Source organism: Sulfurihydrogenibium subterraneum DSM 15120 (assembly GCF_000619805.1).
Lineage (GTDB): Bacteria > Aquificota > Aquificia > Aquificales > Hydrogenothermaceae > Sulfurihydrogenibium > Sulfurihydrogenibium subterraneum.
The window spans coordinates 23,354-49,896 of record NZ_JHUV01000014.1; the positions used below are offsets into that span (position 1 = coordinate 23,354).

A 26,543-nucleotide genomic window follows, 5' to 3' on the forward strand; every position below is an offset into this window, starting at 1 on the left:
AATCTTTCTTTATATATTCTTTATATCTTGGTTTTATTGAGTCTTTGATTACTATGATTAAAAAATAAAAAGGCAGGGCTTTTAGACCCTGCCTTGACGGTAAAATTTATATACCTTAGAATAAGAATCCTAACTCAACAGCTCCAGTTGTTCTGCTGTCTTTGCTATTTCCTTTATCGTTAACGAAAATCTTTTTATCAGAGTTTACGTAAGAAACTTCTGCTCTAATGAAAGTATTCTTAGTTGGATTATAAGTTGGAGTAACTGTAAACGTCCATACAGAATTCTTTTGTCCGCCGGAAATATCAGCTATTGTTGGTATTAATAAAGATTTTTTAGCATCTGCATATTCTATTCTTACAGGAACTTGAACACCAGCCATTGGTTTTACGTTAGCACAAAGAGCTGCACCCCATGCAGAATCACTGTTTCCTTGAACAGCTTTTAAAGATTTATCCGGTCTAAAGTAGTCAACTTCTAATCCGAGAGATACTATTCCAAGGTCTCCACCAACAGTTAAAGCGTAAATATCTCTTCCACCAGCTTCGTTATAAGTATGTAAACCTACATCAACAGGTAATCCAACTTGTTTTAAGTTTCCAGTTATACCTGCTTCTATGTATGTTTTAGGTGTAACTCCTAATGCATCATATAAAGGACTCATTAATTGAGCTCCAACTTTACCAGTTCCTACGTAAACTTTAGCAATACCTGCATCATAAGTAGCTCTTGCACCTGCCATTGCAACTGGGTTAGCTGTGAATAATACACCTCTTGTAATGTGTGGGTTTAAGATTGTGACTGGCCTTTCACCAAAATTAGTCCAGAGTAAACCTGCATCAAGTGTTAAACCTGCAACTGGTTTGTAAGATACAAACGCAAGCCAAGGTTTGAAGTCTGTAGTTTTACCATGTCCTACTAAATCCAAACTAAAAGTATTATTTCCATTTACAACTTTAGAGCTTGCAACTACGGTTGGAGCTTCCCAAGAACCAAACGCAGCTGTGAAACCTATTCCACCGTCTTGAGCTGGTTTTGTTAATCCAACGATTACGTTGTTAACAGAGAATGCATCTTTTGAAAAACCTGCACCTCTTAAGAGATGATCATTGTCTTGAGCGCTGTAAGCTGCAGATACACCACCAAAGAGTGTGATGTCTGTGTTTGCTACTGTGATTTGTCCTGCATTTGCCGCAGTTGTAGCGAGTAATCCCGCTGCTGCTAATCCTACTACTTTCTTCATAGTAAACCTCCTTAAAAAGATTTTTTTAAATTTTCTTAACAAAAAAGTTAACACATTTTAACTATTTTGTCAACAGCTATGATTAAAATCACAATCCCTATTCGGCTTTTAAATATTAAAACTTTAACTTATTCTTTTTTCAATAATCATAGTATCAAAATCCGTGCCAAAAATCAGAAAATCACAAAAACACCAAAAAATCAACTATTTAAACTTATAAACTTATACAGCTTCATCTTTTGCTTTTTTGCAAATTTGCAAAAATAAATCCTACTTGATTAAATTTTTTGAAAAGTTAAATTTTTGAGTTTTTACATCTTCTTCTCTTATCTTATCTACAAACTCTATACCGTCTTCAATTTTCCAATCTTTAAGAGCTCCTGCAAAAGACATTATTCTTTCTTTTTTCTTTTTTTGTAAATAGTCTTTGAGAGCTTCTTGGACTACTTCACTAAAATTTTTAGAATCAATAAATTTTTGAACTTCTTCGTATAAATCGTCTGATATTGAAACTGTTTTCTTTATAACACTCATAATTTTACCTTTACTTAATTTTTTTCTTAAATTAAAGTTAATGCTAAATTTTTATACTTTCAAGATTTTTATTGTTTCCAATTTTTTTAATCCAAAACCGTAATTCACTCTATTTCTAAATATAAAGTTAAAGGTTCATCTACTTTGCTATACTTCCATCTTAAATCTTGGATTTTCTTTTGAAGTTGCCACTTATCTACTTCTGGTTTTGCTATTATCCTTAAAGATAAATCAAACTCCGCATCTTCTTCTGGAGGTTCTATTATCTGAGCTTCTTCTATCTCTGGAAGCTGACTTATTTCTTGCAAAAGTTTTTCGTCCATTATCCCAATCACAGCTCCTCTAACTTTATCTTACCTTCATATATAGCTTTGCCTACAACTACTCCAAATACGCCATAATCTTTTAGTTTATACAGCTGTAGGACATCTTCTAACGAGCCTACGCCTCCTGATGCTATAACATAGTGTTTTAGATTTTCTGCTAAATACTTTGTCCCTTCAATGTTAGGACCTACCATTGCACCGTCTCTGTTTACGTCTGTGTATAAAAATCCAAATATGTCTAAATTATCGTATTTTTTCGCAAATTCCAGTGGAGTGTAATCCGTTTTTTCAACCCAGCCTTTTATAGCAACTTTTCCATCTTTTGCATCTATACCAACTATCACTTTGTTTTTAAAATCTTCTACTATCTTTAAAAACTCATCTTGATTTTCATAGGCAAGACTTCCTATTACTACTCTATCAACGCCAATTTCAAACATAGTCTTAACAGCTTCGTAGCTCCTAAGACCTCCTCCAAACTCAACTGGAATGTTGACAGATTTAACTATACTCTCTACAACTTTATAGTTTTTAGGTTTACCTTCTAAAGCTCCGTCTAAATCTACCACGTGAACGTGCACAGCTCCACAGTCTTGGAAGTACTTTGCCATATCAATTGGGTTGTCTTTGTAAACTTTTATCTTGTCAAACTCACCCTTATAAAGCCTTACCACTTTTCCATCTTTTAAATCTATTGCAGGAATTATAAACTCCTTCAAACCCATTTTTTTACCTTTTTTTAAAAGATTTTTGAAAATTTTAACATAGAGTTAAGCAATGTTAATATTTTTTAATTTTTATGTTGATTTAAATTTTAAATTAAAGTATAATTTATGAAATTTACAACATAAAGCATAACGGAGGTTAGGAATGAAAAGTAGACTCTTTGTAGCCACTATGTTGTCTTTAGCATTGATTTCAAAAGCAGAAGATGTGTTTAAAATTGACAAAGTCCAGTTTACTGCTACTAAATCAGAGAGAGAAGAAAAAGAAATTCCAGCAGGAACCGCTACAATTACAAAGGAGGAGTTAAAGTTTGAAAGAGGTTTTAATCTTTCGGAAAGCCTAAACGAAGTATCTGGAGTAAATGCAGAAACAAAAAATGGTGGTTATGATGTCAGACTTATAATCAGAGGTGGAGGGTTGACAGCTCCCTATGGAATAAGACAGATTAACATTCTTCTTGACGGTGTGCCTATCACAGACCCAGATGGACTGACAAGGCTTGACTTTGTAAACCCTCAACTTATAGACCAAATAGAGATAGTAAAAGGTCCAAACTCTACACTCTACGGAGCTAACGCAATAGGTGGAGTTGTTAACTTTATAACAAAACCTGTATGGGAAGTTCAAGGTTTAAAGTTAAAGTTTGGATACGGAGATTATGTAACATACCTTGCAAACCTTTTATACGGAAACAGCTATAAGGGTAAACTTTTCTACTACGTTGATATTACCAGAAGGTCAACAGAATCTTGGAGAGAGTGGAACGAGTTTAAATCAACCCAAGCATCGTTTAAAATCGGATATATATTTAACCACAACGCATCAGTTGAATCTTACTTTAGCTATACAAAAGCAGATCTTCAACTTCCAAACTCTCTAACAAAACAACAATTTGAGACAGACCCTACAAAACAGTACAAAGAAAACGTATGGATACACTCTGGAAGATACAGCGAAATATACTTTTTCAACACAAAGTATCAAAACCAGCTAACAGACTCATTTACAATAAAACCGTTATTTTATGTCCAAAAATGGCATCATTACCACCCAGTTACAGGCGTAATTAACGACGGTGGAGCTAAAGTTTTTGGAACAGACTTTATAACAGAGCTTAAACACAAACTTTTTGGTATTAATGCTACCTTAATAAGTGGTTTTCAAATTCAGTACGACGATTATAATGCTGATAAATATACTTACGGTGATGTTGCAAAAGATAGAACTGGAAAAATTCTTTACACTTTATCAGACAGGAAAGGAGACTTAGCGGAAACCAATAAAAACAAAATTTTAAAGTATGGATTTTATGCTCAGGAAACTCTTAAACCTACAAACAAACTTTTAATAGATTTAGGGTTAAGATGGGATACGGTTAAATTTAATTTAAACCAGACAACTTACATCTCTTATGACTTTTCTTCAGGCAGATATAAAACTTCAAATCCACCTCAAATTTTTGACAAAACTACAAGTTTTAGGGCTTGGAGTCCAAGAGTTGGTATAAGTTATGGAATTTCTAAGATTGTAAATGTATATGGCTCGTTTTCTACAGGTTTTCAAACACCTCAATGGAGTCAGTTAATACAAAATCCAAACTTAAAAAACGCAAAATCTTATCAGTATGAAGTTGGTTTTAAAGCTGTAAAAGATGATGAGTTTAGTTTAAACACTGCATTCTTTTTCATAGATTCAAGAGATGAAATAATCAGAGTTATTGACGGACAACTTACAACTTACGCAAATGCTGGAAAAATACACAAAAAAGGTGTAGAGGTTGACGGCAGATTTAAAATAGCCAAGGGTCTTTACATAGGTGGGTCTTACACTTTCAGCGATTTTATATACAAAGATTACAAAGAAGTTAAGTATAATCCAACTTTAAGGAGAAACGTTGAATACGACAGAAGTGGGAACAGAGTTGAGTACATTCCAAAACACAAGTACACATTATATCTTTATTACTTTAACCCTTTAGGCTTTAAAGCTAAGATAAATACAAACACATGGGGAGAGTACTACACAAACCCAGCTAATACTGGAAAGTACAAAGGCTATGAGTTTCTAACCAACCTATACCTTGGGTACGAAAGGAAAAACCTTGAGATTGGGTTTAGCGTTTACAACCTAACTGACAAAAAGTATGCTGTAGAAGTCACAGAAGACTCTAGAACGCCTTATAAACCAGGAGCTCCAAGGACTTGGTTTGTAAGTGCAAGTTATAGATTTTAAAAATTTTAGGAGGTGTGGCTATGCAAGAGGTTAAAATAACTTTAATAGAAAAACAACATTCTAATAACATTCTATCTATGCCCATCATAGGCACTGCTTTAACAAACCCTAAAATCTTAAACGGTATAAGAATTTTTTTACTGATTATCTTCCTTTACGCTATAATCTATGGTTATGTCAACCCTACTAAAGAAAATTTATTTACTACAGGACTGTTTTGGGGATTGTTTTGGCCTTTCTTTATGGTTATAACCTTACCTACGGTTGGAAGATTTTTCTGCACAGTCTGTCCTCACGGCTTTTTAGTAAGATTTTTTACAAATATAGGATTAAAAAAGAATCTGCCTAAAAGTTTAAAAAATCCTTTAATAGGCTTATTTTTACTTATAATATCCTACTGGGTAGTAATTTACACGTTTCCAACAGTTTTTAACAAACCTTTACCTACAGCTCTTTTGTTTACATTTTTCACTATATTAGCAATTGTAATATCTTTTATTTTCTCTAATGGAGTGCATTGCAAGTACTTTTGTCCTATAGGTTCTATATGTACCAGTTTTAATAGAGTAGGTTTTACTTGGTTGTCAACAAATCAAGAAGCTTGCAGTAGCTGTAAAAAACCCGAATGTACAATAGCTTGCCCTTATAAGCTAAATCCATCAAAGTTCAACGAAAAAGCTTCTATGGACACATGTACTTTATGTATGGAATGTGCTTACGCTTGTAATGAGGTTAAGTGGGATATTAGAAAATGGGGATACTCTCTTTATCAAAAGATAAAAAAACCTCAAAGCTACGAAGTTTGGACTTACATACTGATTATAGGAGTTATTACTATAACTATGAAGTATCATCACGGACTTTCAAGAACTGGACTTGCTGATTCACTTCCTTGGAATATTATTGGAAAAAAGTTAAATGAAGTTTTTAACTTTCCACATTTTGTTGATGTTAGTGGTTTTATTGCACTTATAATGGGAATTTTATCTGCCTTAATTTTTGCGATTGGAGGATTTAAATTAGCATCAAAGATTCTAAATGTTGATTATAAAAACTTTTTCAACAGTATTGGTTATGCTTTTGCTCCTATAATGATAGTAGGAGGCTTATCTCATGCCTTATCATTTTTCTTTGCTGAATACTATCATCAATTTTTAAACGGCATTTCTCAAGGTTTTCATCTTGGTTTTACAGTTGAACCTTTGGCATCAAGAAAAGATGCATGGCTAAGAGTGTTTACAATATTTACCTACATAGCAGGTTTTTGGAGCATGTACCTTGTTTACCACAGAATGAAATTAGAAAATTACCACTTACATCCAAAATTTAAACTTGCTTTGATTTTTGCAATGGCTTTACCTATTTTTTATGTTTTACTTTCAATATTCCAGCAGTATGCGTTTATGGCTTACCCACCCACGTTTACACATCACCACCACTAACAGTGGTATAATTTTCTAAAATTCTTATACGGGAGTTTAGAATGAGCTTAACAGATATAATATTGAAACTGGCTCTGGTGGGTGGCGACCCCGTCCTTTACATTCTTTTAATTATGAGTATCATTACGATAGCCATAATCATAGAAAGGTTTATGGCTTACAAAGTAATAGAGCAAAACTTAGACAAGTACGACCCATTGGAGCTGAGACTCCAACTTGAAAAAAGGCTGGGAATACTTGCCACTTTTGGAAACAACGCTCCATTTATAGGACTTTTTGGAACTGTTTTAGGCGTTATAAAAGCATTCCACCACTTAGGAACATCTTCAGAGTTTGGGGTAAGAGTTGTTATGACAGGAATATCAGAAGCTCTGGTTGCCACTGCTATGGGACTGTTTGTAGCAATTCCTGCAGTTATTGGTTATAACTACTTTGTAAGAAAGATGAAGTTTTTACTTATGATGTATGAGAGTAAAAAATGATAGACATTCACCACCCTCACGACTCTCTGTTTAAGTATATTTTTGGTAATGTAGAAAACTTTAAAACATTCTTAAAACACTTCATTCCTGATATTTATAAAAATTTAGACTTAAACAGTGTAAAACTTATAAACACAGAAAAACAAGCAGAAAATAAAAAAAAGTTTTTCCTTGACCTTGCTTTTGAATGTAATTTAAACAATTTAGACAGCCAAATATATGTAGTATTTGAACATAAATCTTACCCTGATAAATTAGTGCCAGTCCAGATAATGTATTACTGTGCTTCTGTTTGGGAGCAAGATTTAAGAGAAAAAAAAGACTACACTCCTATAATACCAATAGTTTTCTATCACGGTAAACAAAAGTGGAACATTCCCAAAAACCTACAAGAACATTTTAAAAATTTTCCATTAAAAAACTACATAATAGACTTTAACTACTATCTTATAGATTTAGGTCAGATTGATGATAACTACATTTTAAAAAATATCCACGACAACCTTTGCCTAATGGCTACTTTATATACAATGAAAAACATATTTGACGATATAAAAAAACTAAAACCTCTTGTAAAAGAGTTAATAATTGCACACAATCAAGACTGTGTTTATATTATCCTTAACTATACAGTTGCAATTACTAAAAAACCAGAAGTTATAGAAAGTATAATTTTAGAAGCAGGAGGTGATAAAGATATGATGTTATTAACGGAAAAATGGGAGATGGAAGGTTTAAAAAAGGGACTAAAAAAAGGTTATATAAAAAGTATATTAAACTTAATAAAACTAAAGTTTCAACCAAAGCCTGAAGAAATCCAGACAATAGAAAATAAGCTCTTATCTTTTGAAGATGAAGAAAAGTTTGAAGAAGTTTTAAAGATAGTAGCTACAGCTGACAGTTTTGAAGAGATTAAAAACAAAATACTTTGAGGTAGAGGACAGATGAAGATTACTGACGAGAATGACAGAGAAATATCAGAAATAAATATGATTCCTCTTGTTGATATAGTCCTTGTTATACTTATTATATTTATGGCTACTGCTACCTTTATGGTTGAAGGTAAAATACCCCTTGACCTTCCAAAAGCAAAAACAGGGGAACCTTCAAAACAACTCCAAAAAAGAATAGAGATAACTATTAAAAAAGATGGAGTTTACTTCCAAGACCAAAAAGTAGATTTAGATAAACTAAAGTCCATTCTTGAAACAGAAAAACAGAATGTAGAAAATCCAGTTGTTGCTCTAAGGGCTGAAAAAGATGTGCCTTTTCAAGATGTTATAAGTGTTATTGACGTTTGTAGGCAGGTAGGATTAGAAAAGTATGTAATTGAAACAAAAAAAGAGTAATCTATGGAACAAAAGGAGAGAAAAGTATTAGCAGTATCCATAGTTTTATCTATTGCCATTCACCTTACAATTTTTCTTCTACTTTATATATTTAACCTTCCAGAGAAAAAAGAGAAAGAAAAAATCATAACCATAAGCTTAGAAAACCTTCCACCTGTAAAAGAAAAACCTTCTATCTCAGAAGAGAAACAAACAATTCAGCCAAAACCTCAACCTGTTAAACCAATAACACCAAAACAAGAAGAAAAAATACAGCCTAAAGTAGTAGAAAAAACTCCACAGGTAGAAGAAAAACCAAAACAAGAAACAACCTCACAAGAGTCAAAACCTCAAATAACTCAAGACAAAACAACCGTAAAACAAGAGAGCTCACAACCTCCACAACCTCAAACTCCACCAGCAAACCCACAACCTATAGACATATCAAAAGGACATCCAGACACATTCAAACAACCTGAGAAAAAAGAAGAGGACATAAACGGTTATCTAAAAGAGCTTATCAGATACCTAAACCAGCAAGCAAGGGAAAGAGACTTATACCCTCCTATTGCAAAAAGACTTAAAATAGAAGGACAGGTGATAGTTAGAGTTACGATAAACGAAGACGGAACTATAGATGAAAACTCAATAAAAATAGTAGACCCAAGCGGTTATAATGTTTTAGACAAAGGAGCGATAGAAATATTAAAAAAACTTCAACCTTACAAAAAACCACCTAAAAGAATAACTGTTGAAATTCCTATAGTTTTCCAAATAATATATATGTAATGAAAAAACTTAAAATATTTGCTGATGGGTCTTGTTTAAAAAATCCCGGTCCTGGTGGATACTGTTCCATAATAACAGACGGTGAAAAGAAAGCCATAATAAAAGGCTCAGAAAAAAATTCCACCAACAATCGTATGGAGCTCACAGCTGTAATAAAAGCCCTTGAATCATTAAAAAAATCTCCATACGAGATTGAGCTGTACACAGACTCAAACTACGTAGTTAATGGAATAAACTCTTGGCTTGAAAAATGGATTAAGAATAATTGGAAGACATCTTCAGGAAAACCTGTTGAAAATCAAGATTTGTGGAAAAAATTGTATGAATTACTACAAAAACATAAAGTAAAAGCTTTCTGGATAAAAGGGCACAGCGGACATCCTGAAAATGAATACTGTGATAAAATAGCTAAACAAGAGGCTCTGAAAGTAAAAGATGAAAAAAAGTAAAACAAAAACAACTTACGTATGTAGTGAATGTGGTGCAACCTTTCCCACTTGGGTAGGAAGATGCTCTGTTTGTGGGTCTTATAACTCTGTTTCAGAAGAGATAGTAGATTTTAAAAAAGAAAAAAGCTTTATAACTAAAAACATTTATCCAAAACCTATTACAGACCTTAAAACAGATATAACGCTGTCAAGGATAAAATCAGGATTTGATAACTTTGACACTGCCATAGGTGGCGGATTTGTAGCAGGGCAAGTAATTCTAATATCAGGAGAGCCTGGGATTGGAAAGTCCACTTTACTTCTCCAAATCTCTTCTTATCTTTCAAAAGATAAAAAAGTTCTTTACGTATCAGCTGAAGAGTCATCTTATCAGATTTATATAAGAGCTGAAAGAGTGAGAGCGTTAAAAGAAAACCTATACATACTTTCTGACACAAACTTAGAAAATATAATATCAGCTATAGAAAACTTAAACCCTGATTTGATAGTTTTAGATTCCGTTCAAACTGTTTACTCTGAAAATCTTGAATCTCCTGCAGGGTCTGTATCGCAGGTTAAGTATGTAAGCAGTAAAATTACTGAAATCTCAAAGTCAAAAGGTATTATATCTTTAATTGTGGGTCAGGTAAATAAAGAAGGAAGTATAGCCGGACCAAAGGTTTTAGAGCATCTTGTAGATACTGTAGCTCAGTTTGAAGGAGAAAAAGGATACGCTTACAGGATACTAAGAGTTTTAAAAAACAGATTTGGAAGCTCCGGAGAGATTGCAGTTTTCAATATGACAGATAAAGGAATGGAAGAGGTTTTAGACCCATCTTCGTTTTTCATATCCCAAAGACCTCAAGACCAAGCAGGAAGTGTAATATTTCCATACACTGAAGGGTCAAAACCTATACTTGTGGAAGTCCAAGCACTTGTATCAAAAACCTTTTATCCTGTTCCACAAAGAAGAAGTCAAGGTATAGACTTAAATAAAATATCAATCATAACAGCTGTTATGGAAAACCATTTAAAAATAAACTTAAAAGATAAAGATATATTTGTTAACGTTGTAGGGGGTATAAAAATAGATGAACCAGCAGTAGATTTAGCAGTTGCCACCGCTATTTTTTCAGCTTATAAAAATATTCCTATTCCTAATGATATGGCAGTTTTTGGGGAAATAGGACTAACAGGGGAAGTAAGGTCTGTTCATTTTGAGGACATTAGAATAAGAGAGTGTAAAAGCAAGGGTTTAAATCAGATACTTGCCCCAACAAGCTATAAAGATAAGGACATAAATATAACAAATGTAAAAAATCTGAAAGAGATATTAAACATTTTTTAACTAAAAATCAAATTTAAATCATACCAAAAAGTTTTTTAGATTTATAATATTTTTTACACTTATTAAAATAGGAGTTTAAAGATGAAAAAGAAAAGAGGAGCAGATATAGTTGTAGATGTATTAATACACGAAGGAGTTGATACTGTATTTGGTCTTCCCGGTGGTGCAATAATGGAAGTTTATGATGCCCTTTTTGACGCACCTTTTAGAAATATTTTAACAAGACATGAGCAGGCAGCTTGTCATATGGCAGATGGTTATGCAAGGGCTACAGGTAAAGTAGGAGTAGTAATTGCAACATCAGGACCAGGAGCTACAAACTTAGTTACAGGACTTGCAACTGCGTATATGGATTCTATTCCATTGGTTGCAATAACAGGTCAAGTTCCAAGACATTACATAGGGACAGATGCATTTCAAGAAGCCGACGTTATTGGGATAACAAGACCTATAACAAAACATAACTTTTTAGTTACAGATATAAAAGACCTACCTCTTATTCTAAGACAAGCTTTCTACATAGCAAGAACCGGAAGACCTGGACCTGTTTTAGTAGACATTCCAAAAGACATTACACAACAGGTTGCAGAATACTACATACCTTCCGATGAAGAAGTAAAAGAGTCTTTACCTGGCTATAATCCTCACGTAGAAGGTAATCCTGTACAGATAAAAAAAGCTGCAGAGTTAATAAGAAAAGCAACAAGACCTGTTTTATACGTTGGTGGTGGAGCTATACTATCAGGTGCTGCAGAAGAAGTAACAAAATTAGCAAGATTAACAAAGATACCGGTTACTACTACAAATATGGGAAAAGGTGCATTTCCGGAGACAGACCCTCTATCTCTACACATGTTAGGTATGCACGGAACGTACTACGCTAATATGGCGGTTTATCACAGTGACTTACTTATAGCAGTCGGGTCAAGATTTGATGATAGAGTCACAGGAAAGATATCAGAGTTTGCACCAGAGGCAAAAATAATCCACATAGATATAGACCCGGCTTCAATAAGTAAGACAATAACAGTAGACGTTCCTATCGTTGGAGATGTAAAAAACGTCCTTCAAAAACTTATAAAAGAGTTAGAAGAAAAACCAGTAGAGTGGGTAGCTGCGAGAGAAAACTGGTTAAAGCAGATACAAGAATGGAAGGAAAAACATCCACTATCCTACAGAAAATCAGATAAAATAATAAAACCACAGTACGTAATAGAAGAGATTTATAACATAACAAACGGAGATGCTATTATATCAGCCGGTGTAGGACAGCATCAGATGTGGGCTGCAATGTTTTATAAATACAGTTATCCAAGACAGTTTTTAAACTCAGGCGGTCTTGGAACTATGGGATTTGGATTTCCTGCATCTGTCGGAGCTAAGATAGGAAGACCAGAAAAAACTGTATTTGCAATAGAAGGTGATGGTTCTTTTATAATGAACATACAAGATTTAGCAACAGCAGTTCAATATAGAGTCCCAGTAAAAATTGCTATAATAAATAACGGATTTTTAGGAATGGTAAGACAGTGGCAACAGTTTTTCTACGATAGTAGGTACGCAAGTGTTTGTTTATCAGTCCAGCCGGATTTTGTAAAATTAGCAGAAAGTTTTGGAGCAGTTGGATTAAGGGCAACTAAACCTTCCGAAGTTAGAGAAGTTTTAGCAAAAGCTATGGAGATAAACGATAGACCTGTCCTAATTGATTTTGTTGTAGATAGAGAAGAAAACGTTTTACCAATGGTTCCAGCAGGAAAAAGCTATAGAGATATGATTTTAACACCTAAACAGAAAGGTGAAGCAGAAACTATGTACTTAGTGGGGTAAAATATATGAGTGAAATAAAAGTATTAAAAGAAAGGCCACAGCCAGAAAAAAAGATAGGAAGGCACGTAATAACAGTTAAAGTTCAACATAACTTTGGAGTTTTAGCAAGAATTACTGGACTTTTTGCAGGAAGAGGTTATAACATAGAAAGTCTTACAGTAGGAAGAACCCACGAGCCAAACATAGCAAGAATAACAATTGTTGTAGAAGGAGATGAAAGAGTTATAGAGCAAATTATAAAACAGCTTAGAAAATTGATAGAAACACTAAGAGTGAGAAATATAACCGATATCCCTCACATAGAAAGAGAGCTCGCACTTATAAAGATACATACCGAAAACGACAGAACAAGGGACGAGATAATGAGACTGGTAAACATATTTAGGGCAAAGGTTGTAGATGTCTCAACAGATACTTATACAGTAGAGATAACAGGAGACGAAGATAAAATAGAAGCTTTTATAAGTCTTATTAAACCTTTTGGTATTAAAGAAATGGCAAGAACAGGGACTTTAGCGATGGTAAGAGAGTCTGCAACAACTAAAGTTATAATGGGGGAAAGGTTTGATTAAAAAATTAATTTTTACATTATCCTTTATCTCCTTTTCTGCTTATGCGCAGGATATTGCGATAGCGAAAGCCTCTATAGAGAATCTACCAGATAGTTATTCAGACTATTTAACAGAATTTTTAATAAATAATGTATCAGGAGCTTCTTTACTTACGAAAGGAAAGGAACCTTTATACGTAATATACCCATCTTTAAGCTGGGAAGGAAAAGCTTATAATATGTGTATAAAAGTTTACAAAGCAAACAATCCTTACTCATCATCATGTGTAACAGTTAACTATGCAGAAGATATGTACTCAAGATTAAAAACATTACAAAATAATGAATTTTTTAAACTAAAAGACATACCTGAAAAAAAAGTAAACATAAGAGTTCAGCTTAATACCAACCCTCTGTATAATAAAGTTAAACTCTTATCTCAAAAAGGAGATAACTTAACAAGATATGTAGATATTACAAAAGGTACAGACGGTATAAAAGTAGGCAATGGTTTTGTAAATCTAAATGTTATAATGTTAGATGATGAAACCGCTGGTAAGGTTTTTAAACTCTTAATTGAAAATAACAAAATAGAAAAAGTTGTAGTAGAATAATTAAAAATTTCATTCAGGAGGAAAAAATGGCAAACATCTATTACGATGAAGATGCTTCTTTAGATTATTTAAAGGACAAAACTGTAGCGATTATAGGATATGGTAGTCAAGGACATGCCCATGCATTAAACTTAAGAGATAGTGGAATAAAAGTAATAATAGGTCTACTTGCAGGAAGTAGGTCTATAGAGAAAGCAAAAGCAGAAGGTTTTGAAGTTTACAGCCCAGATGAAGCTGCTAAAAAAGCAGACGTTATAATGATACTTACTCCTGACACTGTTCAGCCACAACTTTTCTACTCTGCTATACTTCCTAACTTAGACGAAGGAAATGCTTTAGCATTTGCCCACGGATTTAACATACACTTTGGACAAATAGTACCACCTGCTTATGTAGACGTTTTCTTAGTAGCACCAAAAGGACCAGGACACTTAGTTAGATGGATGTATGAAGAAGGAAAAGGTGTTCCCGGACTGTTTGCAGTTTACCAAGATTTTACAGGCAACGCAAGAGAGATAGCAATGGCTTACGCAATAGGAATAGGCTGTACAAGAGCAGGACTTATAGAAACTACTTTTAAAGAAGAAACAGAAACAGACCTTTTTGGAGAGCAAGCGGTCTTGTGTGGTGGAGCAACTGCCTTAATAAAAGCTGGATTTGAAACCCTTATAGAAGCTGGATATCAGCCAGAAGTTGCTTACTTTGAATGCTTACACGAATTAAAGCTCATTGTAGACCTTATATACCAGTACGGTATATCTGGAATGAGATACTCTATATCTGACACTGCAAGGTATGGAGACGTTACAAGAGGAAAAAGAGTTTACGAAGCTGTAAAACCTATCTACAAAAAAATATTAGAAGAAATACAAGAAGGTGAGTTTGCAAAAGAATGGATACTTGAAAACGTAGCAAACAGACCACACTTTAACGCTCTTGTTAAAAAAGATGAAGAACATCCTGTTGAAAAGGTAGGAAAAGAGTTAAGAAAAATGATGCCATGGCTTGGTGGTAAAAGTTTATAAAAAGGATAACTATGAACTTAACGTCAAAAAGAAAAAGCATTAAAAAAGTTTATGAGCCGGTAGGGGTTCTCCTCGCGAGAACCCGTATAACTCCAAACATAATAACAATAATATCAGTTATAATCGGTATTTTAGCAGCTATATCCTTTTACAAAGAAAAACCTTTAGTAGGTGCAACTTTAGTTTTCATGAGTGGTTTTTTTGACCTACTTGACGGTGTCGTTGCAAGAGAGAAAGATAAAGCATCAAAGTTTGGTGCAGTATTTGACTGGCTTGCGGATAAATTTGTTGATGGATTTTTACTATTCTTTATAGGAATTACATATTCCACTCCTTACCTTACAGCTTTAGCAATAACTGTAAGTATGCTACACACATTTATAAAACCTGTTGCTTACGCTGAAATAGGATTTTCAAACAGACAGAAAGGAAAGATAGATGACCCCCTTGAAGGTATAGGATTTTTTGGAAGACCTGAAACTCTTTTAACAATAATTGTATTTTCTATTTTTGAACATTTTAAAATTTTAGGTGGACTTGAATTTGGATTTGTTCTAATAACAGCATTAACTACCTTATCTTTACTTCAAAGGATTGTATATCTTTACATAAAGTACAACAAAGATTACGATTAAGAGGACAGTATGAAAAGACCTTACACGATAATAATTTCAGAAGTTACAGTTGACGGAAAACTTACACTGGCAAAGGGTGTATCTTCAAAGGAAATAATGAAATTTATGGATGAAGAGGCAAACAGATACCTTCACGAAACAAGAGCAAAAGTAGACGGTATAATGGTTGGTGCAGAGACCATAAGAACAGATAATCCATATTTAACAGTAAGATACGTAAAAGGCAAAAATCCTACCAGAATTATACCTACCTCTACAGCTGACATTTCCTTAGATGCAAATGTTTTGAAAAAAGATGCTCCTACCATAATAATAACAACTGAAAAAGCTCCTGAAGAAAAAGTCAAAGCATTATCAGAAAAAGTAGAAGTTGTAAAGATAGGAGATGAAAAGGTTGACCTTATAATGATGATGGACTTTCTATATAACAGAGGAATACATACTTTAATGGTTGAGGGTGGTTCTACTCTTAACTGGAATTTATTAAACTTAGGACTTGTAGATGAAATAAGGATTATACATATGCCCTTCATAGTAGGTGGAACAGATACTCCTACGTTAGTTGGTGGAGAAGGTTTTAAAAGTTTAGATGACGTGATAAAGTTAAAATTAAGGGCTCACTTTATGAGAGGGTCTCATCTAATTACAGAGTGGGAAGTCAAGTATGAAAGTTGAAGTTTTATACTTTTCACAAGTAAAAGACAAAGTAGGGAAAAGTAGCGAGATTTTAGATTTTGATGGCATTAAAGTTGAAGACTTAATCAACTATTTAACAAAGACTTATCCAGACATTAAAGAGATTTTACAAAAGTCTATGATTGCTGTTAATGAACATTATGCAGATAAAAACACTTCTTTAAAAGAGAACGATAAAGTTGCGATAATACCACCTGTAAGTGGGGGATAAATTAATCTTTGGAATTTTAGCAGATTTAACTGTACTGATTCATTTTTTGTGGATTTTGTTTTTAATTTTTGGTTCTATCTTTGGAGTAAGACACAAAAAGGTAAAATACATTCACATACTGGGCTTAGTATTCTCAGTTTTTCTTCAAGTTTTTAATCTTACTTGTCCTTTAACTTATTTGGAAAATTTCTTTAGAAAATTGGCTAAAGAAAATCACTATGAACAAAGTTTTATATCCTATTATCTTGAAAAACTTGTTTATATAGAGATAAATCCTACTTTAATTTTTATAGCAACGTTGATAATGGTAGGAGTCCATTTTATAATTTATAAAAAGTTTTCAAAACAAGGAATCTAAAATGAGTTTTTTAAAGATTTTTTATGTAATTGGGCTTTTGTTAACTGTTTTATCCTGCACCAAAACAGAAGAAAAACCAGATTTAGTCGTAGATATAAAAGTATCAAAAAACGGATATCAGCCAAATGTTATAACAGTAGAGAGAAACAAAGTTATACTTTTTAGAATCACAGCTGTAGATGAAGGAATAGAACAAGACCCAAACTCAAAATACTATGGACACTGCTTTTACATACTACCACCTTACGATGTTATGGTAGAAAACATAAAAAAGGGAGAGACAAAAGAAGTAAAAGTAAAGATGATATACCCAGGACACCACATATTTACCTGCCCTTACTGTGTAGATTTCTTTCCAACAAAAGGTGATATTTACGTTAAGTAGAAAATCTTTTAGAGTACAAAAATACAAAAAATCCTAAAATTGGAAAAACACTCATAAGCATTGCTGACAATCTATAATTATCCTGTGATATAAAAAGCAACGTCCCCCAGATGAACAGTCCCGTTGTTGAAGCAAGTCTCTCAGTTAAAGATAAAAAAGACATTCTTGTAGATACCTCTTCGTGGGGAAAGTTTGAGATTATGTAAACTCTTGATACAGTCCAAAGGTGTGATAGAGAAAATCCTGCAAAAAACCCAGCTACTAAAATTAAGTCTTTTGGAATAAAAGGTAGCGATATTAAAAATCCTGCCCATAAGAAAAAACCCAGTGGAAATACCTTATCACTCGAAAACTTGTCTAAAATTTTACCCCAAAAAACACCTCCTACTATACCCCCCACAGCTGAAAGACCAATTACTTTGTAAATTTGTGTATCTTCCAAACCAAAAACATTTTTTAGATAGATACTCATCATAGCTATCAAGGTATTTGCTACTTCTGTTAAAGATAAAATAGAGATTATAGTTAGGATAAACCTTTTATCTTTAAAAACCTCTTTTAGACTTACATTATGTTTTTGAGATGGATTTTCTAAAAAAAGAAAAGAAGGAATAGCAAATAGAAAGAAAATTAATCCTGTTATAAAATAAACTGCAGGAATAGACAAAACTTTTGCAAAAAAGATAAGTGCAATTGCTGACCCAACATATCCAAAACTCACCCCAAAACCAGATGCTAAACCCTTTGTCTCAAAATTTAAAAGTAGTGAGTTATAAAAAACAAAACTCTGCTGATGGGTTATGGACATAAGAGAAAAAATAAAGAGAGACAAAATTGGTAAACTTTCTAAAAAACCCAAGGAAAAACATAAAATGGCTGTTAAAGTAGCAAAAACAATAAACCCTTCTTTCCTTTTTCCAGTTCTATCAACGTACTTACCTATCTCAAGAGCAAACAAAAAAGAAAGTAAAAAAGAAAAACTGTAAACGTAGCTGTAAATTTTCGGGTCAACGTACTTTGTTATATAAAGGGGGAAGAAAACAGAGTAAATTAAAGCTCCTAGTATGGTTTCCCCTGTATCAAAGAGAGAAAAGGAGAGTATTTTTTTCATTACTCTAAGTTAACAAGATTTTTTAAGTTTTTTATCTCTTCTTCTGTTAATGGGCGATAATTTCCTATCTCAAGATTTTTATCAAGTTTAAGATTGCCCATTCTAATTCTTTTTAGATACTTAACAGGATGACCTAAAGACTGCATTATCTTTTTTACTATGTGGTACTTTCCTTCTGAAACTGTTATTAAAATTTTAGACTCTTCTTTTGATGAAGATAAAACCTTTACTTTAAAAGGTTTTGTTTTGTATTTGTCTTTTTTCAAGTAAATCCCTTCTTTTTCAAAAGGAGAAAAATCGATTTTTGAAACATCTCCCTCTACAATGGCATAATACTCTTTTTCTATGTTCCACTTTGGATGGGCTAATCTGTGTGCCAATTGACCATCTGTTGTTAGTATTAAAAGTCCTTCTGTGTCTAAGTCTAATCTTCCTATGGGAAAAAGTCTGTCTTTGATAGGCTCATCAGTTAAAAGCTCTATTACAGTTGGATAGTTTTCATCGTAAGTAGCAGTTATATACCCTGAAGGCTTGTTTAACATAAAGTAAAAATTTTCCTGATATTCTACATCTTCATCTTCCACTGTTATTTTATCTTTTAAAGGGTCTATATGTATAGAAGGGTCTTTTACTTCTTTATCGTTTACCTTTACAAATCTTTTTTTTATGAGTTTCTGAACCTCAGACCTACTTCCAAAACCTTGATTTGCTAAAAATCTATCTAATCTAATATTAGGCTCCTTTTTTATAAAGGGGCATAAAAGCCCCATTTTTATACAATTACTTGTTTACAGCTTCTTTTAATGCTTTTGCAGCTGTAAATGCCACTACTTTTCTTGCAGGGATTTTAATTTCTTTTCCTGTTCTAGGGTTTCTACCTTTTCTTTCTTTTCTCTCTCTTACATTAAATATTCCAAATCCAGGAATAGCTACTCTTTCTCCCTTAGAGATAGCGTCTACTACCGCCTCTATGGCTGCATTTACAGCTTTCTCAGCCGCAGCCTTTTTTAAACCGGCTTTCTGTGCAACAACTGATATAAGTTCTTTTTTTGTCATATCACACCCTCCTAAAAATATTTATTAACAAAAATTAAATTTACCTAAAAAATTATTATTTGTCAATATATTTTTTCTAAATCTTCGTTTTCTCTTGTTTTCCATCTTTTATGAACCCACAGGTACTGGTCAGGGTGTTTTCTTACATACTCTTCTATCTTTTTTGTATAAGCTTGGGTAATGTTAAAAGCTGTTTCATCTTCTGTACTCCCTTCCTGATAATAAAGCTTTTCTACAGTAAGGTAATATCTTTTATCTTCTTCGTTAAAATAAAGATATGAAGTTAATATAGGAACTTTATACTTGGCAACCAATTTAGCAGGAAAGTTAACTGTTGAAGCTTTTAACCCAAAAAAATCAACAAAGTATCCCCTGTGTCGTAAAGCGTTTTGGTCTACTAAAAAACTGATTACTTCTTTATTTTTTAGGGCGTTTAGAAAGTACTTTAATGGTTGGTCATGGTAAATTATTTTTATTCCTGACTCTTCTCTTATCTGAGTTATTATTTTGTTTATCTTTTCATTTTTTTGCCTGTAAGCAAGGCTTGTAAGACCGTTTAAGTAGTAGGAAAGTCCTGTTCCGCACATTTCCCAGCTTGATATGTGCCCTGATACTATTATTCCTCCTGTTTTTTTTATTTCTTCTAATAAATCCAAACCTTTTTCTATTTTAACTATATCTTCTATCTTCCCTGACTTTACATAATAAGGTTGTCTTGGAAATTCAACAATAACTCTTCCTATATTTTGTAAAGATTTTTTTCTAATGTAATCTCTCCAATTTTTATTCTTATCTGGAAAAGCTACACTTAAATTTTTCTCAATAACATCTTTACGATAGTTGATAAAGTATAGAAAGTTTCCAATTTGGTCTGCTTTTTTTAAAGCTTTTTTTCTATCTAAACTCTTGAAGTAGTTAAATGTAAAATTTATAAACCTATCAAGCATTCACTTTTGAAAATTGCTTTAACTTACTGACAGCTAAAGAGAATATTTTTTTATCTTTGTCAAAGGATAGTTTTTCTTCTACTTGGTTTATAGGAACCCATTCTGCAGCTTCTATTTCTTCTTTTTGTGGATTTAACTCTCCACCTACGTATCTCATTAGGTAGTAATAAACAAACTTGTGAATTGTATCAACACCAGACCTGTACCAATACTCTACATTTCCTAAGTAATCAAGAACTTCTGCATCTACTCCTGTTTCTTCTTTAACTTCTCTTACAGCTGCATCTTCTCTCTTTTCTGTTCTTTCTATATTTCCTTTAGGAAAACCGTATCTGTCTTTATTTTTAATAAGTAGAATATAAATTTGGTCTTGGTCTTCTTTAAATACAACTCCACCTGCAGAAAATTCCCACTTTACACTCATATTCCACTCCTGTTAAATTTTAGTTAAAAAATTTTAAAGAAAATATATTATATCATTTACTTCTACATGATTAAATGCTTTATTTAGTCTCCAGCATTTTCTTAAGCACTTCTTCCCAAACTGGAAGAACTTTTTTCTTTACGTTTTCATCCATTTTAGCAACTTCTGGCCAATCTCTTAAGTAGCCTTCCTCTTTCCATTTTGTAGTGGCATCTATCCCCATTTTTCCGCCAAACCCCACGTAATTCGTTGAGTGGTCTAAAACATCTATAACCCCTTTTTGTATTATCACATCTCTTGACGGATCAACGTTATTACCCCATATCCATAGAACTTCGTTTAAATCTTGAACATTTACCCAGTCATCAAACACAACTATATTCTTTTCAAACATTAGCTGCCCTAATCCCCACAGTGCGTTTATTACTTTAAATGCATGACCTGGATATCTTTTTTTAATAGAAACAAAAGCAAAGTTATGGAAGCATCCTGCTATTGGAAGGTTATAATCTACTATTTCTGGAAGATTAAACTGAACCATAGGAAGGAATATTCTTTCCGTGGCTTTTCCAAGCCAGCCATCTTCCATCGGTGGTTTTCCTACTATCGTTGTTTGATAGATTGGGTCTTTTCTGTGGGTTATACAGGTTATGTGCATTAGAGGATACTTATCTACTGGTGTGTAAAATCCTGTATGGTCTCCAAAAGGTCCTTCATCGTGTAAAGGCTCCGATGGGTCTATGTAGCCTTCTATTACGATTTCTGCATCGGCAGGAACCTCTAACGGAACTGTTTCACATTTTACTAACTTAACACCTTTTTCTCTTATTATTCCTGCAAATAAAAACTCGTCAACATCTTCTGGAAGTGGGGCAGAAGCACAGTAAGTTATTACAGGATCTGCACCTATAACTATTGCAACAGGTATCTTTTGTCCTAACTTTTTTGCTTTCCAGTAGTGGTGTGAACCACCTTTGTGGATCTGCCAATGTACTGTTAGTTTATCCTTATCTATCAGCTGTATCCTATACATTCCTATGTTTCTTATACCGTTTTCAGGGTCTTTTGATATAACTATAGGAAGTGTTATAAACCTTCCTCCGTCTTTTGGCCAGCACTTTAAAACAGGAAAGTCAAATACGTTAATATCATCTCCTTTTTTTATAACTTCTTTACATTTTCCGTCTTTTACTATAACTGGTAAGGCATCGTTTAATTTTTTTAACTCTGGAAGCTTTTTTATTTTATCTAAAAATGTGTTTGGTATCTCTGGCTTTACTATCTTATACAGCTTCCATCCTATATCTTCAAAGTTTTTGACTCCAAGAGCCATTTTCATTCTTTTTTCACTACCAAAGGCATTTATCAAAACAGGTATGCCCTCATAACCTTCAACATTTTCAAAAAGAAGTGCTTTGCCACCTGCGAGCATCTTCATCATTCTATCTGCTATCTCTGTGATTTCAAGGATAGGACTTACTTTTGATTTTACTCTGATAAGTTCGTTGTTTTTTTCTAAATCTCTTATAAACTCTCTCAAGTCTTCGTAAGGCATCTTATTCTCCGTTTGCAGAAACTTCTCCTGCAGGGGCTTGATTATCTTTAACTAATTTTATATGTTTTTTTATTACAAGTCCACCTGATACAATTGTTCTCATTGCCTCTTCAACGGTTAAATCTGTTATTATAATGTCTTGCTTTTTCACCATAATAGCAAAGCCAGAAGTAGGGTTAATTGCAGCAGGAACAAATACAATATAGTAGTCTTCTTCACATATTTTTAACTGATTAGCTATAAAACCTATTGCATAGGTATCTTGATGAGGAAATCTAACCAAAGCAACTTTAGAAAAGTTTTCCTTTTTTGAAAAGAGAGTCTCCATAGTTTGTTTTGTAGCGTTGTAAACAGACCCTGCAACTGGAATCTTTGATATTAAAGACTCTACATACGCTAAAAACTTCTTACCAAAGTAATTTTGAGCAAGAAGTCCAAGAATAAATATTATAGATAGGGTCACTAATATACCTAATCCTGGAATATGAGGCGTAGGAATTCCAATCTCTTCTAAATACGGAAGTATTAGGTTGTTTACGACGGATAGAAGGGTTTTTATAACCCATACAGTTACAATTATAGGGATTAAAACAAATAATCCTGTTATGAATATGTTTTTAATATTTATGCTTTTCATTACTTTTTAACCGCCTCTGGTCTTCTTACAGGTTCTGGCAAGTATTGAACTGCTGGTATCCCTGTTGGTTGAGGATATAAATCCATAAGTGCGTATACTTCCTCAGGCATATCTGTTGATACGTTTAATCCCAGCTGCTGTAAATGTTCTACTGTAATAGGAAAGTCGTGGGTGTACTTTCCTTGAGAAAGCTCTTCTGCTATTGTTTGTGCTTTTTCTAAAGGATGACCTTTCTTAACTAAAAGATTTACTACTGTATCATACATCTGTTTTAAAGCTTTTTTACTCATATCTATTTTTACTAATGTTTGGTCATCTATATCTTTAGGGTCTTTTAGTTTTTCTATGGCCACTAAAGAAGCTGCAGGCTCTGTTCCAAGTTGTGGGTCTACAGGTCCTAAAACTGCGTGTTTATCTATTACAATTTCATCTGCTGCTAAAGCTATCAAAGTTCCTCCAGACATTGCAAAGTGTGGTACTATCACTCTAACCTTAGCAGGGTGGTCTGCCAGTGCTTTTGCTATCTGTGTAGCTGCCAGCGCAATTCCTCCAGGAGTGTGTACTATAAAGTCAATCGGTTTATCTTTAGGAGTCATTCTTATTGCTCGTAAAACAGCTTCTGAGTCTTCTATAGTTATCATTCTCATCATAAAAAAGCCAAATAAAGACCTTGTTTCTTGCCTGTGGATTAAAGTTATAACTTTACTTCCGTATATATCTTCTATGGCTTTTAATATTCTCTCTCTACTCCATTGAAGCATCTGAGCTTGAAGTATGGGCATTATCAACATAAAGAGGAAGATAAACCAAAACAACTGACTTATAAAGAAAAATCCTGTGTTTTCCATCTGCTACACTCCTATACTACTAAATCCTTCTCTTATTTTTCTTTCCAACTGATTTAAGTCATCTACTTCTTTTATGATTTTTATCAAATACTTGTTATCTTCAAGACCATTGATTATTTTTTTATAATCTCCTGATTTGTATCCCATTTCCTGTCTTATATGGTTTAGTATGTTTTTACCATAATACAGTAGATACAGTTTATCAAAGCCCATTAATCTTTTTGTAATTAAACCAAAAAAGAATAAAACACCCTTTAGGTCTTGTCTTAACGATTTTTCTGCTATCCTTTCAAGTAAAAATATGTACTCTTTGTATTTATCACTATCTTTCTGATAAATGTCTGCTAAATAGTGGTTTATGTATTCTCCCTCTATACCTTTAAGATTTGTAAAGTCCTCATTTAAACCTTTGTAAAAATAGGTTAAATCTGGTTTGTTCTCCATAAGAATCAGAGATAGGACAAAGTGAAAAATATCTGCAAGCTCTATTTCAAGGTTTTCTAAATCAGGTTCAACCTTTTTCCACCATTTCCAAGGAAGGCTTTCTACAGCTTCTGCACATTCAAGCCATATAGCTCTACAAAAGTCTTCTTTTTTTCTTATCTGTTTCCAGTCTTTATTTATTTTTTGGTTAAGAGTGTCTTGTAATTCTAAACACTGTTTTATCTTTTCTTCCAATCTTTAACTCCCTTATAAAATTTCTGAAAATATTGAATTTTTTTCTTTCAATTTATTCAAATAATCAAAATCTATTATATTTGTGTCTAACATCTCTTTCAACCTATAAAAGTTGTGGATATGTTCTTTAAGTCTGTTTGTTGCGTACTGTTTTGCCGTCTGTGTAGTTATAAGAAAAGTCCAGTCGCTACTTTGAGCTAAAAGAAGTTCTCTTTCCATCTGTTTTATTATATCATTACTTCCATAGATTTTTTTAAGTTGTACAAAGTCTTCTTCCATCTGGTGAAGGTACTTATAAACCCAGTGGTTTTCAGGATTTAACCAAACTTCGTAGTATCCTTTATCTCCCCAAGATGATGGTGAAGGTTTTATTTCTTGGTTTTCGGGATAAAGTTGTAAATACTCAGAAGGGGTTATTGATTTAAACTGTTTGTAAGCATCTATCATTTTAAATACGTTGTATAAAAAGTCTGGACCTTCAAACCACCAGTGTCCAAAAAGTTCTGCATCATAAGGACTAACTACTATAGGAAGTCTATCCATATACTTTGATAGATGTTCCATCTGTTTTTCTCTTGATATGTGAAAGTGTCCTGCGTGTACTTTCGTCATCTCATAAGCTTTATCCGGGTCGTAAGGTTTTTTCTGTGATAAATCGACATCTCCTGTAATTTTGTAGTACTTTATTCCAGTATAAACTCTTATTCCGTCAGGACTTATAAAATCTTTTATGTACTCAAAGTCAAGGTCAAAACCTATGTCTCTGTAAAAATCTCTGTAATTTGAGTCTCCAGGATATCCTTCTTTTGCACTCCACACTTGCTTTGAAGATTCAGGGTCTCTTGCAAAAACTGCTACCTTTTCAGGCGTATAAACAGGAGCAAAAACACCATATCTTGGGAAAGGTTTTCCAAAAATAACGCCGTGAGAATCCATAAAAAAGTAATCTATTCCATACTTTGAAAGTACCTTGTCAAGTCCATCGTAGTACGCACACTCAGCAAGCCATATACCTTTTGGTTTTTTTCCAAAAAATCTCTCATGGGATTTTACAGCTAAATCTATCTGTCTTTCTACAGCTGTAATATTTGGAGATAGTAAAGGTAAAAATCCGTGGGTAGCATTACAAGTGATTATCTCTAAATTTTTACTTTCTTCAAAGTATCTGTATCCGTTTAAAACATTCTTATCTAAAAATCCGTAATAAAAATCCTTTATTTTAAGTAATCTTTCATTGTAAAATCTTGCAAGTTTGTTAAACGTTGGACTTGCCTTTGTCCTGTTTATCTCCTTTTCTGTAAGCAGTATCATTTTATCTAAGTATTTTTCATACTTAGACATTAGATGTTTATCTGTTAACATGTTTGCCAGCGGTGGAGTTATAGAGGTCGTAAGTTTAAAATCAATACCTTCATCTTTGAGTTTTTTAAAAGTCATTAAAAGTGGGATGTAAGTCTCAGTAATAGCTTCAAAAAGCCAGTGTTCCTCTAAAAAGTAATCATACTCAGGATGTTTGACAAAAGGTAAGTGGGAATGTAAAACAAGCATCCAATAACCTTTCATGGTATTCTCCCCCTTGGGATTTTATATGTATATTATATAATGATTTTGTTAAGATATTTTGAAGGTGCGGTTAAAGATAGAATGATTTTTGATGGGAAGGGGGAAAATATCCCCCTTTATTGGTGAATTACTTTTGTTCAGCTGGTTTTTGTTCTCCTGCTGGTTGTTGCTCAGCACCTTGTTGTGCAGGTTGTTGCTCAGCTGGAGCTGCTTGTTGCTCAGCTGGAGCTGGAGCTTGTTGCTCAGCTGGAGCTGGAGCTTGTTGCTCAGCTGGAGCTGGAGCTTGTTGCTCAGCTGGTTGTTCTTCTTTCTTTTGGCAGCTGAAAAGTAAAGATGCTGATAATACAGCTGCTACAGAACCGAGTACTAATTTTTTCATTACAGATACCTCCTCAAAAAATTTTGATAAAAATTATAACATAAAAATTAGCATTTTTTCAAATTTTTGTATAAGTTCTATACATCATGAACACCCACACCTAAAAAATTTTATCACATTTTATTAAGCATGTCTGCAGGAGTTTTATATCCTAAAGAGTAGTGCG

General features: G+C 33.3%; 32 protein-coding genes. 17 read left to right on the forward strand and 15 right to left on the reverse strand.

Annotated features, from left to right (window positions below; genetic code table 11):
* Positions 1 to 115: 115 nt before the first annotated feature.
* From Q385_RS0108105 to hisA, 4 genes are all read right to left on the reverse strand, one after another.
* On the reverse strand, positions 116 to 1,243 hold the full coding sequence (locus Q385_RS0108105; RefSeq protein ID WP_028951181.1) for an outer membrane beta-barrel protein: 1,128 nt from the start codon (positions 1,241 to 1,243) through the stop codon (positions 116 to 118).
* Between the two features lie 270 nt (positions 1,244 to 1,513).
* Positions 1,514 to 1,777 carry a CopG family ribbon-helix-helix protein gene (locus Q385_RS0108110; RefSeq protein ID WP_028951182.1) on the reverse strand — a complete coding sequence of 88 codons (264 nt, stop codon included), beginning with the start codon at positions 1,775 to 1,777 and terminating at the stop codon, positions 1,514 to 1,516.
* Positions 1,778 to 1,881: 104 nt separating this feature from the next.
* Positions 1,882 to 2,100, reverse strand: a complete 219-nt coding sequence (locus Q385_RS0108115; RefSeq protein ID WP_156925212.1) for a hypothetical protein — start codon at positions 2,098 to 2,100, stop codon at positions 1,882 to 1,884.
* An 8-nt stretch (positions 2,101 to 2,108) separates the two neighbouring features.
* A complete protein-coding gene (gene hisA / locus Q385_RS0108120) occupies positions 2,109 to 2,828 on the reverse strand; it encodes a 1-(5-phosphoribosyl)-5-[(5-phosphoribosylamino)methylideneamino]imidazole-4-carboxamide isomerase (RefSeq protein WP_028951184.1) in 720 nt (239 codons plus the stop codon).
* A 145-nt stretch (positions 2,829 to 2,973) separates the two neighbouring features.
* Between hisA and Q385_RS0108125 the strand changes: the two genes are divergently transcribed.
* The 17 genes from Q385_RS0108125 (at position 2,974) to Q385_RS0108205 (ending at position 17,179) form a co-directional block, all read left to right on the forward strand.
* A complete protein-coding gene (locus tag Q385_RS0108125; protein ID WP_028951185.1) occupies positions 2,974 to 5,061 on the forward strand; it encodes a TonB-dependent receptor family protein in 2,088 nt (695 codons plus the stop codon).
* Positions 5,062 to 5,081: 20 nt separating this feature from the next.
* Positions 5,082 to 6,503, forward strand: a complete 1,422-nt coding sequence (locus tag Q385_RS0108130) for a 4Fe-4S binding protein (protein ID WP_028951186.1) — start codon at positions 5,082 to 5,084, stop codon at positions 6,501 to 6,503.
* Positions 6,504 to 6,544: 41 nt separating this feature from the next.
* Positions 6,545 to 6,985, forward strand: a complete 441-nt coding sequence (locus tag Q385_RS0108135) for a MotA/TolQ/ExbB proton channel family protein (RefSeq protein ID WP_028951187.1) — start codon at positions 6,545 to 6,547, stop codon at positions 6,983 to 6,985.
* Positions 6,982 to 7,917, forward strand: a complete 936-nt coding sequence (locus tag Q385_RS0108140) for an Rpn family recombination-promoting nuclease/putative transposase (protein ID WP_051524437.1) — start codon at positions 6,982 to 6,984, stop codon at positions 7,915 to 7,917. Before Q385_RS0108135 ends, Q385_RS0108140 begins: the two co-directional genes overlap by 4 nt.
* 12 nt (positions 7,918 to 7,929) lie before the next feature.
* Positions 7,930 to 8,334, forward strand: coding sequence for an ExbD/TolR family protein (locus Q385_RS0108145; RefSeq protein ID WP_028951189.1), 405 nt, complete (start codon positions 7,930 to 7,932; stop codon positions 8,332 to 8,334).
* 3 nt (positions 8,335 to 8,337) lie between these two features.
* The gene (locus Q385_RS0108150; RefSeq protein ID WP_028951190.1) at positions 8,338 to 9,102 is read left to right on the forward strand and encodes an energy transducer TonB; all 765 of its coding nucleotides are present in this window, start codon (positions 8,338 to 8,340) and stop codon (positions 9,100 to 9,102) included.
* Positions 9,102 to 9,551 (forward strand): ribonuclease HI, encoded by a 450-nt coding sequence (gene rnhA, locus Q385_RS0108155; protein ID WP_028951191.1) that lies wholly within the window; start codon positions 9,102 to 9,104, stop codon positions 9,549 to 9,551. Before Q385_RS0108150 ends, rnhA begins: the two co-directional genes overlap by 1 nt.
* The gene (gene radA, locus Q385_RS0108160) at positions 9,538 to 10,878 is read left to right on the forward strand and encodes a DNA repair protein RadA (protein ID WP_028951192.1); all 1,341 of its coding nucleotides are present in this window, start codon (positions 9,538 to 9,540) and stop codon (positions 10,876 to 10,878) included. Before rnhA ends, radA begins: the two co-directional genes overlap by 14 nt.
* An 81-nt stretch (positions 10,879 to 10,959) precedes the next feature.
* On the forward strand, positions 10,960 to 12,705 hold the full coding sequence (gene ilvB / locus Q385_RS0108165; RefSeq protein WP_028951193.1) for a biosynthetic-type acetolactate synthase large subunit: 1,746 nt from the start codon (positions 10,960 to 10,962) through the stop codon (positions 12,703 to 12,705).
* Positions 12,706 to 12,710: 5 nt separating this feature from the next.
* Positions 12,711 to 13,277: an acetolactate synthase small subunit gene (gene ilvN / locus Q385_RS0108170; RefSeq protein WP_028951194.1), complete on the forward strand. Its 567-nt coding sequence runs from the start codon at positions 12,711 to 12,713 to the stop codon at positions 13,275 to 13,277.
* A complete protein-coding gene (locus Q385_RS0108175; RefSeq protein WP_028951195.1) occupies positions 13,270 to 13,869 on the forward strand; it encodes a hypothetical protein in 600 nt (199 codons plus the stop codon). The genes ilvN and Q385_RS0108175 overlap by 8 nt, the downstream gene beginning before the upstream one ends.
* Positions 13,870 to 13,895: 26 nt before the next feature.
* Positions 13,896 to 14,894: a ketol-acid reductoisomerase gene (ilvC, locus tag Q385_RS0108180; protein ID WP_028951196.1), complete on the forward strand. Its 999-nt coding sequence runs from the start codon at positions 13,896 to 13,898 to the stop codon at positions 14,892 to 14,894.
* Between the two features lie 11 nt (positions 14,895 to 14,905).
* Positions 14,906 to 15,529, forward strand: coding sequence for a CDP-alcohol phosphatidyltransferase family protein (locus Q385_RS0108185; protein WP_028951197.1), 624 nt, complete (start codon positions 14,906 to 14,908; stop codon positions 15,527 to 15,529).
* A gap of 9 nt (positions 15,530 to 15,538) precedes the next feature.
* Positions 15,539 to 16,204 carry a 2,5-diamino-6-(ribosylamino)-4(3H)-pyrimidinone 5'-phosphate reductase gene (locus Q385_RS0108190; protein WP_028951198.1) on the forward strand — a complete coding sequence of 222 codons (666 nt, stop codon included), beginning with the start codon at positions 15,539 to 15,541 and terminating at the stop codon, positions 16,202 to 16,204.
* On the forward strand, positions 16,194 to 16,436 hold the full coding sequence (moaD, locus tag Q385_RS0108195; RefSeq protein ID WP_028951199.1) for a molybdopterin converting factor subunit 1: 243 nt from the start codon (positions 16,194 to 16,196) through the stop codon (positions 16,434 to 16,436). The genes Q385_RS0108190 and moaD overlap by 11 nt, the downstream gene beginning before the upstream one ends.
* Positions 16,426 to 16,794, forward strand: coding sequence for a DUF2784 domain-containing protein (locus Q385_RS0108200; RefSeq protein WP_028951200.1), 369 nt, complete (start codon positions 16,426 to 16,428; stop codon positions 16,792 to 16,794). The genes moaD and Q385_RS0108200 overlap by 11 nt, the downstream gene beginning before the upstream one ends.
* A 1-nt stretch (position 16,795) precedes the next feature.
* Positions 16,796 to 17,179: a cupredoxin domain-containing protein gene (locus Q385_RS0108205; RefSeq protein WP_028951201.1), complete on the forward strand. Its 384-nt coding sequence runs from the start codon at positions 16,796 to 16,798 to the stop codon at positions 17,177 to 17,179.
* Here Q385_RS0108205 and Q385_RS0108210 read toward each other — a convergent pair.
* From Q385_RS0108210 to Q385_RS0108260, 11 genes are all read right to left on the reverse strand, one after another.
* Entirely contained in the window at positions 17,172 to 18,290 is a 1,119-nt protein-coding gene (locus tag Q385_RS0108210) for an MFS transporter (protein WP_028951202.1), read from the reverse strand. The genes Q385_RS0108205 and Q385_RS0108210 overlap by 8 nt on opposite strands.
* On the reverse strand, positions 18,290 to 19,060 hold the full coding sequence (locus Q385_RS0108215; protein ID WP_211245396.1) for a pseudouridine synthase: 771 nt from the start codon (positions 19,058 to 19,060) through the stop codon (positions 18,290 to 18,292). Before Q385_RS0108215 ends, Q385_RS0108210 begins: the two co-directional genes overlap by 1 nt.
* Positions 19,061 to 19,070: 10 nt before the next feature.
* Entirely contained in the window at positions 19,071 to 19,346 is a 276-nt protein-coding gene (locus tag Q385_RS0108220) for an HU family DNA-binding protein (protein WP_028951204.1), read from the reverse strand.
* A gap of 62 nt (positions 19,347 to 19,408) precedes the next feature.
* The gene (locus Q385_RS0108225; RefSeq protein ID WP_028951205.1) at positions 19,409 to 20,293 is read right to left on the reverse strand and encodes a lysophospholipid acyltransferase family protein; all 885 of its coding nucleotides are present in this window, start codon (positions 20,291 to 20,293) and stop codon (positions 19,409 to 19,411) included.
* Positions 20,286 to 20,717 carry an NUDIX hydrolase gene (locus Q385_RS0108230; protein WP_028951206.1) on the reverse strand — a complete coding sequence of 144 codons (432 nt, stop codon included), beginning with the start codon at positions 20,715 to 20,717 and terminating at the stop codon, positions 20,286 to 20,288. Before Q385_RS0108230 ends, Q385_RS0108225 begins: the two co-directional genes overlap by 8 nt.
* Positions 20,718 to 20,796: 79 nt before the next feature.
* Positions 20,797 to 22,272, reverse strand: coding sequence for a menaquinone biosynthesis decarboxylase (locus Q385_RS0108235; RefSeq protein ID WP_028951207.1), 1,476 nt, complete (start codon positions 22,270 to 22,272; stop codon positions 20,797 to 20,799).
* A 1-nt stretch (position 22,273) separates the two neighbouring features.
* Complete coding sequence (locus Q385_RS0108240; protein WP_028951208.1) at positions 22,274 to 22,909, reverse strand: DUF502 domain-containing protein; 636 nt, start codon at positions 22,907 to 22,909, stop codon at positions 22,274 to 22,276.
* Positions 22,909 to 23,757 carry an SDH family Clp fold serine proteinase gene (locus Q385_RS0108245; RefSeq protein ID WP_028951209.1) on the reverse strand — a complete coding sequence of 283 codons (849 nt, stop codon included), beginning with the start codon at positions 23,755 to 23,757 and terminating at the stop codon, positions 22,909 to 22,911. Before Q385_RS0108245 ends, Q385_RS0108240 begins: the two co-directional genes overlap by 1 nt.
* A gap of 3 nt (positions 23,758 to 23,760) precedes the next feature.
* Positions 23,761 to 24,435: a dUTP diphosphatase gene (locus Q385_RS0108250; RefSeq protein ID WP_028951210.1), complete on the reverse strand. Its 675-nt coding sequence runs from the start codon at positions 24,433 to 24,435 to the stop codon at positions 23,761 to 23,763.
* Between the two features lie 12 nt (positions 24,436 to 24,447).
* Entirely contained in the window at positions 24,448 to 25,998 is a 1,551-nt protein-coding gene (locus tag Q385_RS0108255) for a glycoside hydrolase family 57 protein (protein WP_028951211.1), read from the reverse strand.
* Between the two features lie 127 nt (positions 25,999 to 26,125).
* Positions 26,126 to 26,377, reverse strand: a complete 252-nt coding sequence (locus Q385_RS0108260) for a hypothetical protein (protein ID WP_028951212.1) — start codon at positions 26,375 to 26,377, stop codon at positions 26,126 to 26,128.
* Positions 26,378 to 26,543: the final 166 nt, after the last annotated feature.

Bases quoted from the DNA above. Each gene is read 5' to 3' on its own strand.
- Q385_RS0108145 (WP_028951189.1), top strand. From the start codon at position 7,930: ATGAAGATTACTGACGAGAATGACAGAGAAATATCAGAAATAAATATG.
- Q385_RS0108105 (WP_028951181.1), bottom strand. From the start codon at position 1,243: ATGAAGAAAGTAGTAGGATTAGCAGCAGCGGGATTACTCGCTACAACT.
- Q385_RS0108245 (WP_028951209.1), bottom strand. From the start codon at position 23,757: ATGGAAAACACAGGATTTTTCTTTATAAGTCAGTTGTTTTGGTTTATC.
- Q385_RS0108115 (WP_156925212.1), bottom strand. From the start codon at position 2,100: ATGGACGAAAAACTTTTGCAAGAAATAAGTCAGCTTCCAGAGATAGAA.
- ilvB (WP_028951193.1), top strand. From the start codon at position 10,960: ATGAAAAAGAAAAGAGGAGCAGATATAGTTGTAGATGTATTAATACAC.
- Q385_RS0108150 (WP_028951190.1), top strand. From the start codon at position 8,338: ATGGAACAAAAGGAGAGAAAAGTATTAGCAGTATCCATAGTTTTATCT.
- Q385_RS0108235 (WP_028951207.1), bottom strand. From the start codon at position 22,272: ATGCCTTACGAAGACTTGAGAGAGTTTATAAGAGATTTAGAAAAAAAC.
- ilvC (WP_028951196.1), top strand. From the start codon at position 13,896: ATGGCAAACATCTATTACGATGAAGATGCTTCTTTAGATTATTTAAAG.
- Q385_RS0108135 (WP_028951187.1), top strand. From the start codon at position 6,545: ATGAGCTTAACAGATATAATATTGAAACTGGCTCTGGTGGGTGGCGAC.
- hisA (WP_028951184.1), bottom strand. From the start codon at position 2,828: ATGGGTTTGAAGGAGTTTATAATTCCTGCAATAGATTTAAAAGATGGA.
- Q385_RS0108230 (WP_028951206.1), bottom strand. From the start codon at position 20,717: ATGAGTGTAAAGTGGGAATTTTCTGCAGGTGGAGTTGTATTTAAAGAA.
- moaD (WP_028951199.1), top strand. From the start codon at position 16,194: ATGAAAGTTGAAGTTTTATACTTTTCACAAGTAAAAGACAAAGTAGGG.
- Q385_RS0108215 (WP_211245396.1), bottom strand. From the start codon at position 19,060: ATGGGGCTTTTATGCCCCTTTATAAAAAAGGAGCCTAATATTAGATTA.
- Q385_RS0108140 (WP_051524437.1), top strand. From the start codon at position 6,982: ATGATAGACATTCACCACCCTCACGACTCTCTGTTTAAGTATATTTTT.
- rnhA (WP_028951191.1), top strand. From the start codon at position 9,102: ATGAAAAAACTTAAAATATTTGCTGATGGGTCTTGTTTAAAAAATCCC.
- Q385_RS0108255 (WP_028951211.1), bottom strand. From the start codon at position 25,998: ATGAAAGGTTATTGGATGCTTGTTTTACATTCCCACTTACCTTTTGTC.
- Q385_RS0108220 (WP_028951204.1), bottom strand. From the start codon at position 19,346: ATGACAAAAAAAGAACTTATATCAGTTGTTGCACAGAAAGCCGGTTTA.
- Q385_RS0108125 (WP_028951185.1), top strand. From the start codon at position 2,974: ATGAAAAGTAGACTCTTTGTAGCCACTATGTTGTCTTTAGCATTGATT.
- radA (WP_028951192.1), top strand. From the start codon at position 9,538: ATGAAAAAAAGTAAAACAAAAACAACTTACGTATGTAGTGAATGTGGT.
- Q385_RS0108130 (WP_028951186.1), top strand. From the start codon at position 5,082: ATGCAAGAGGTTAAAATAACTTTAATAGAAAAACAACATTCTAATAAC.
- Q385_RS0108225 (WP_028951205.1), bottom strand. From the start codon at position 20,293: ATGCTTGATAGGTTTATAAATTTTACATTTAACTACTTCAAGAGTTTA.
- Q385_RS0108190 (WP_028951198.1), top strand. From the start codon at position 15,539: ATGAAAAGACCTTACACGATAATAATTTCAGAAGTTACAGTTGACGGA.
- Q385_RS0108110 (WP_028951182.1), bottom strand. From the start codon at position 1,777: ATGAGTGTTATAAAGAAAACAGTTTCAATATCAGACGATTTATACGAA.
- Q385_RS0108240 (WP_028951208.1), bottom strand. From the start codon at position 22,909: ATGAAAAGCATAAATATTAAAAACATATTCATAACAGGATTATTTGTT.
- Q385_RS0108260 (WP_028951212.1), bottom strand. From the start codon at position 26,377: ATGAAAAAATTAGTACTCGGTTCTGTAGCAGCTGTATTATCAGCATCT.
- Q385_RS0108185 (WP_028951197.1), top strand. From the start codon at position 14,906: ATGAACTTAACGTCAAAAAGAAAAAGCATTAAAAAAGTTTATGAGCCG.
- Q385_RS0108205 (WP_028951201.1), top strand. From the start codon at position 16,796: ATGAGTTTTTTAAAGATTTTTTATGTAATTGGGCTTTTGTTAACTGTT.
- Q385_RS0108210 (WP_028951202.1), bottom strand. From the start codon at position 18,290: ATGAAAAAAATACTCTCCTTTTCTCTCTTTGATACAGGGGAAACCATA.
- ilvN (WP_028951194.1), top strand. From the start codon at position 12,711: ATGAGTGAAATAAAAGTATTAAAAGAAAGGCCACAGCCAGAAAAAAAG.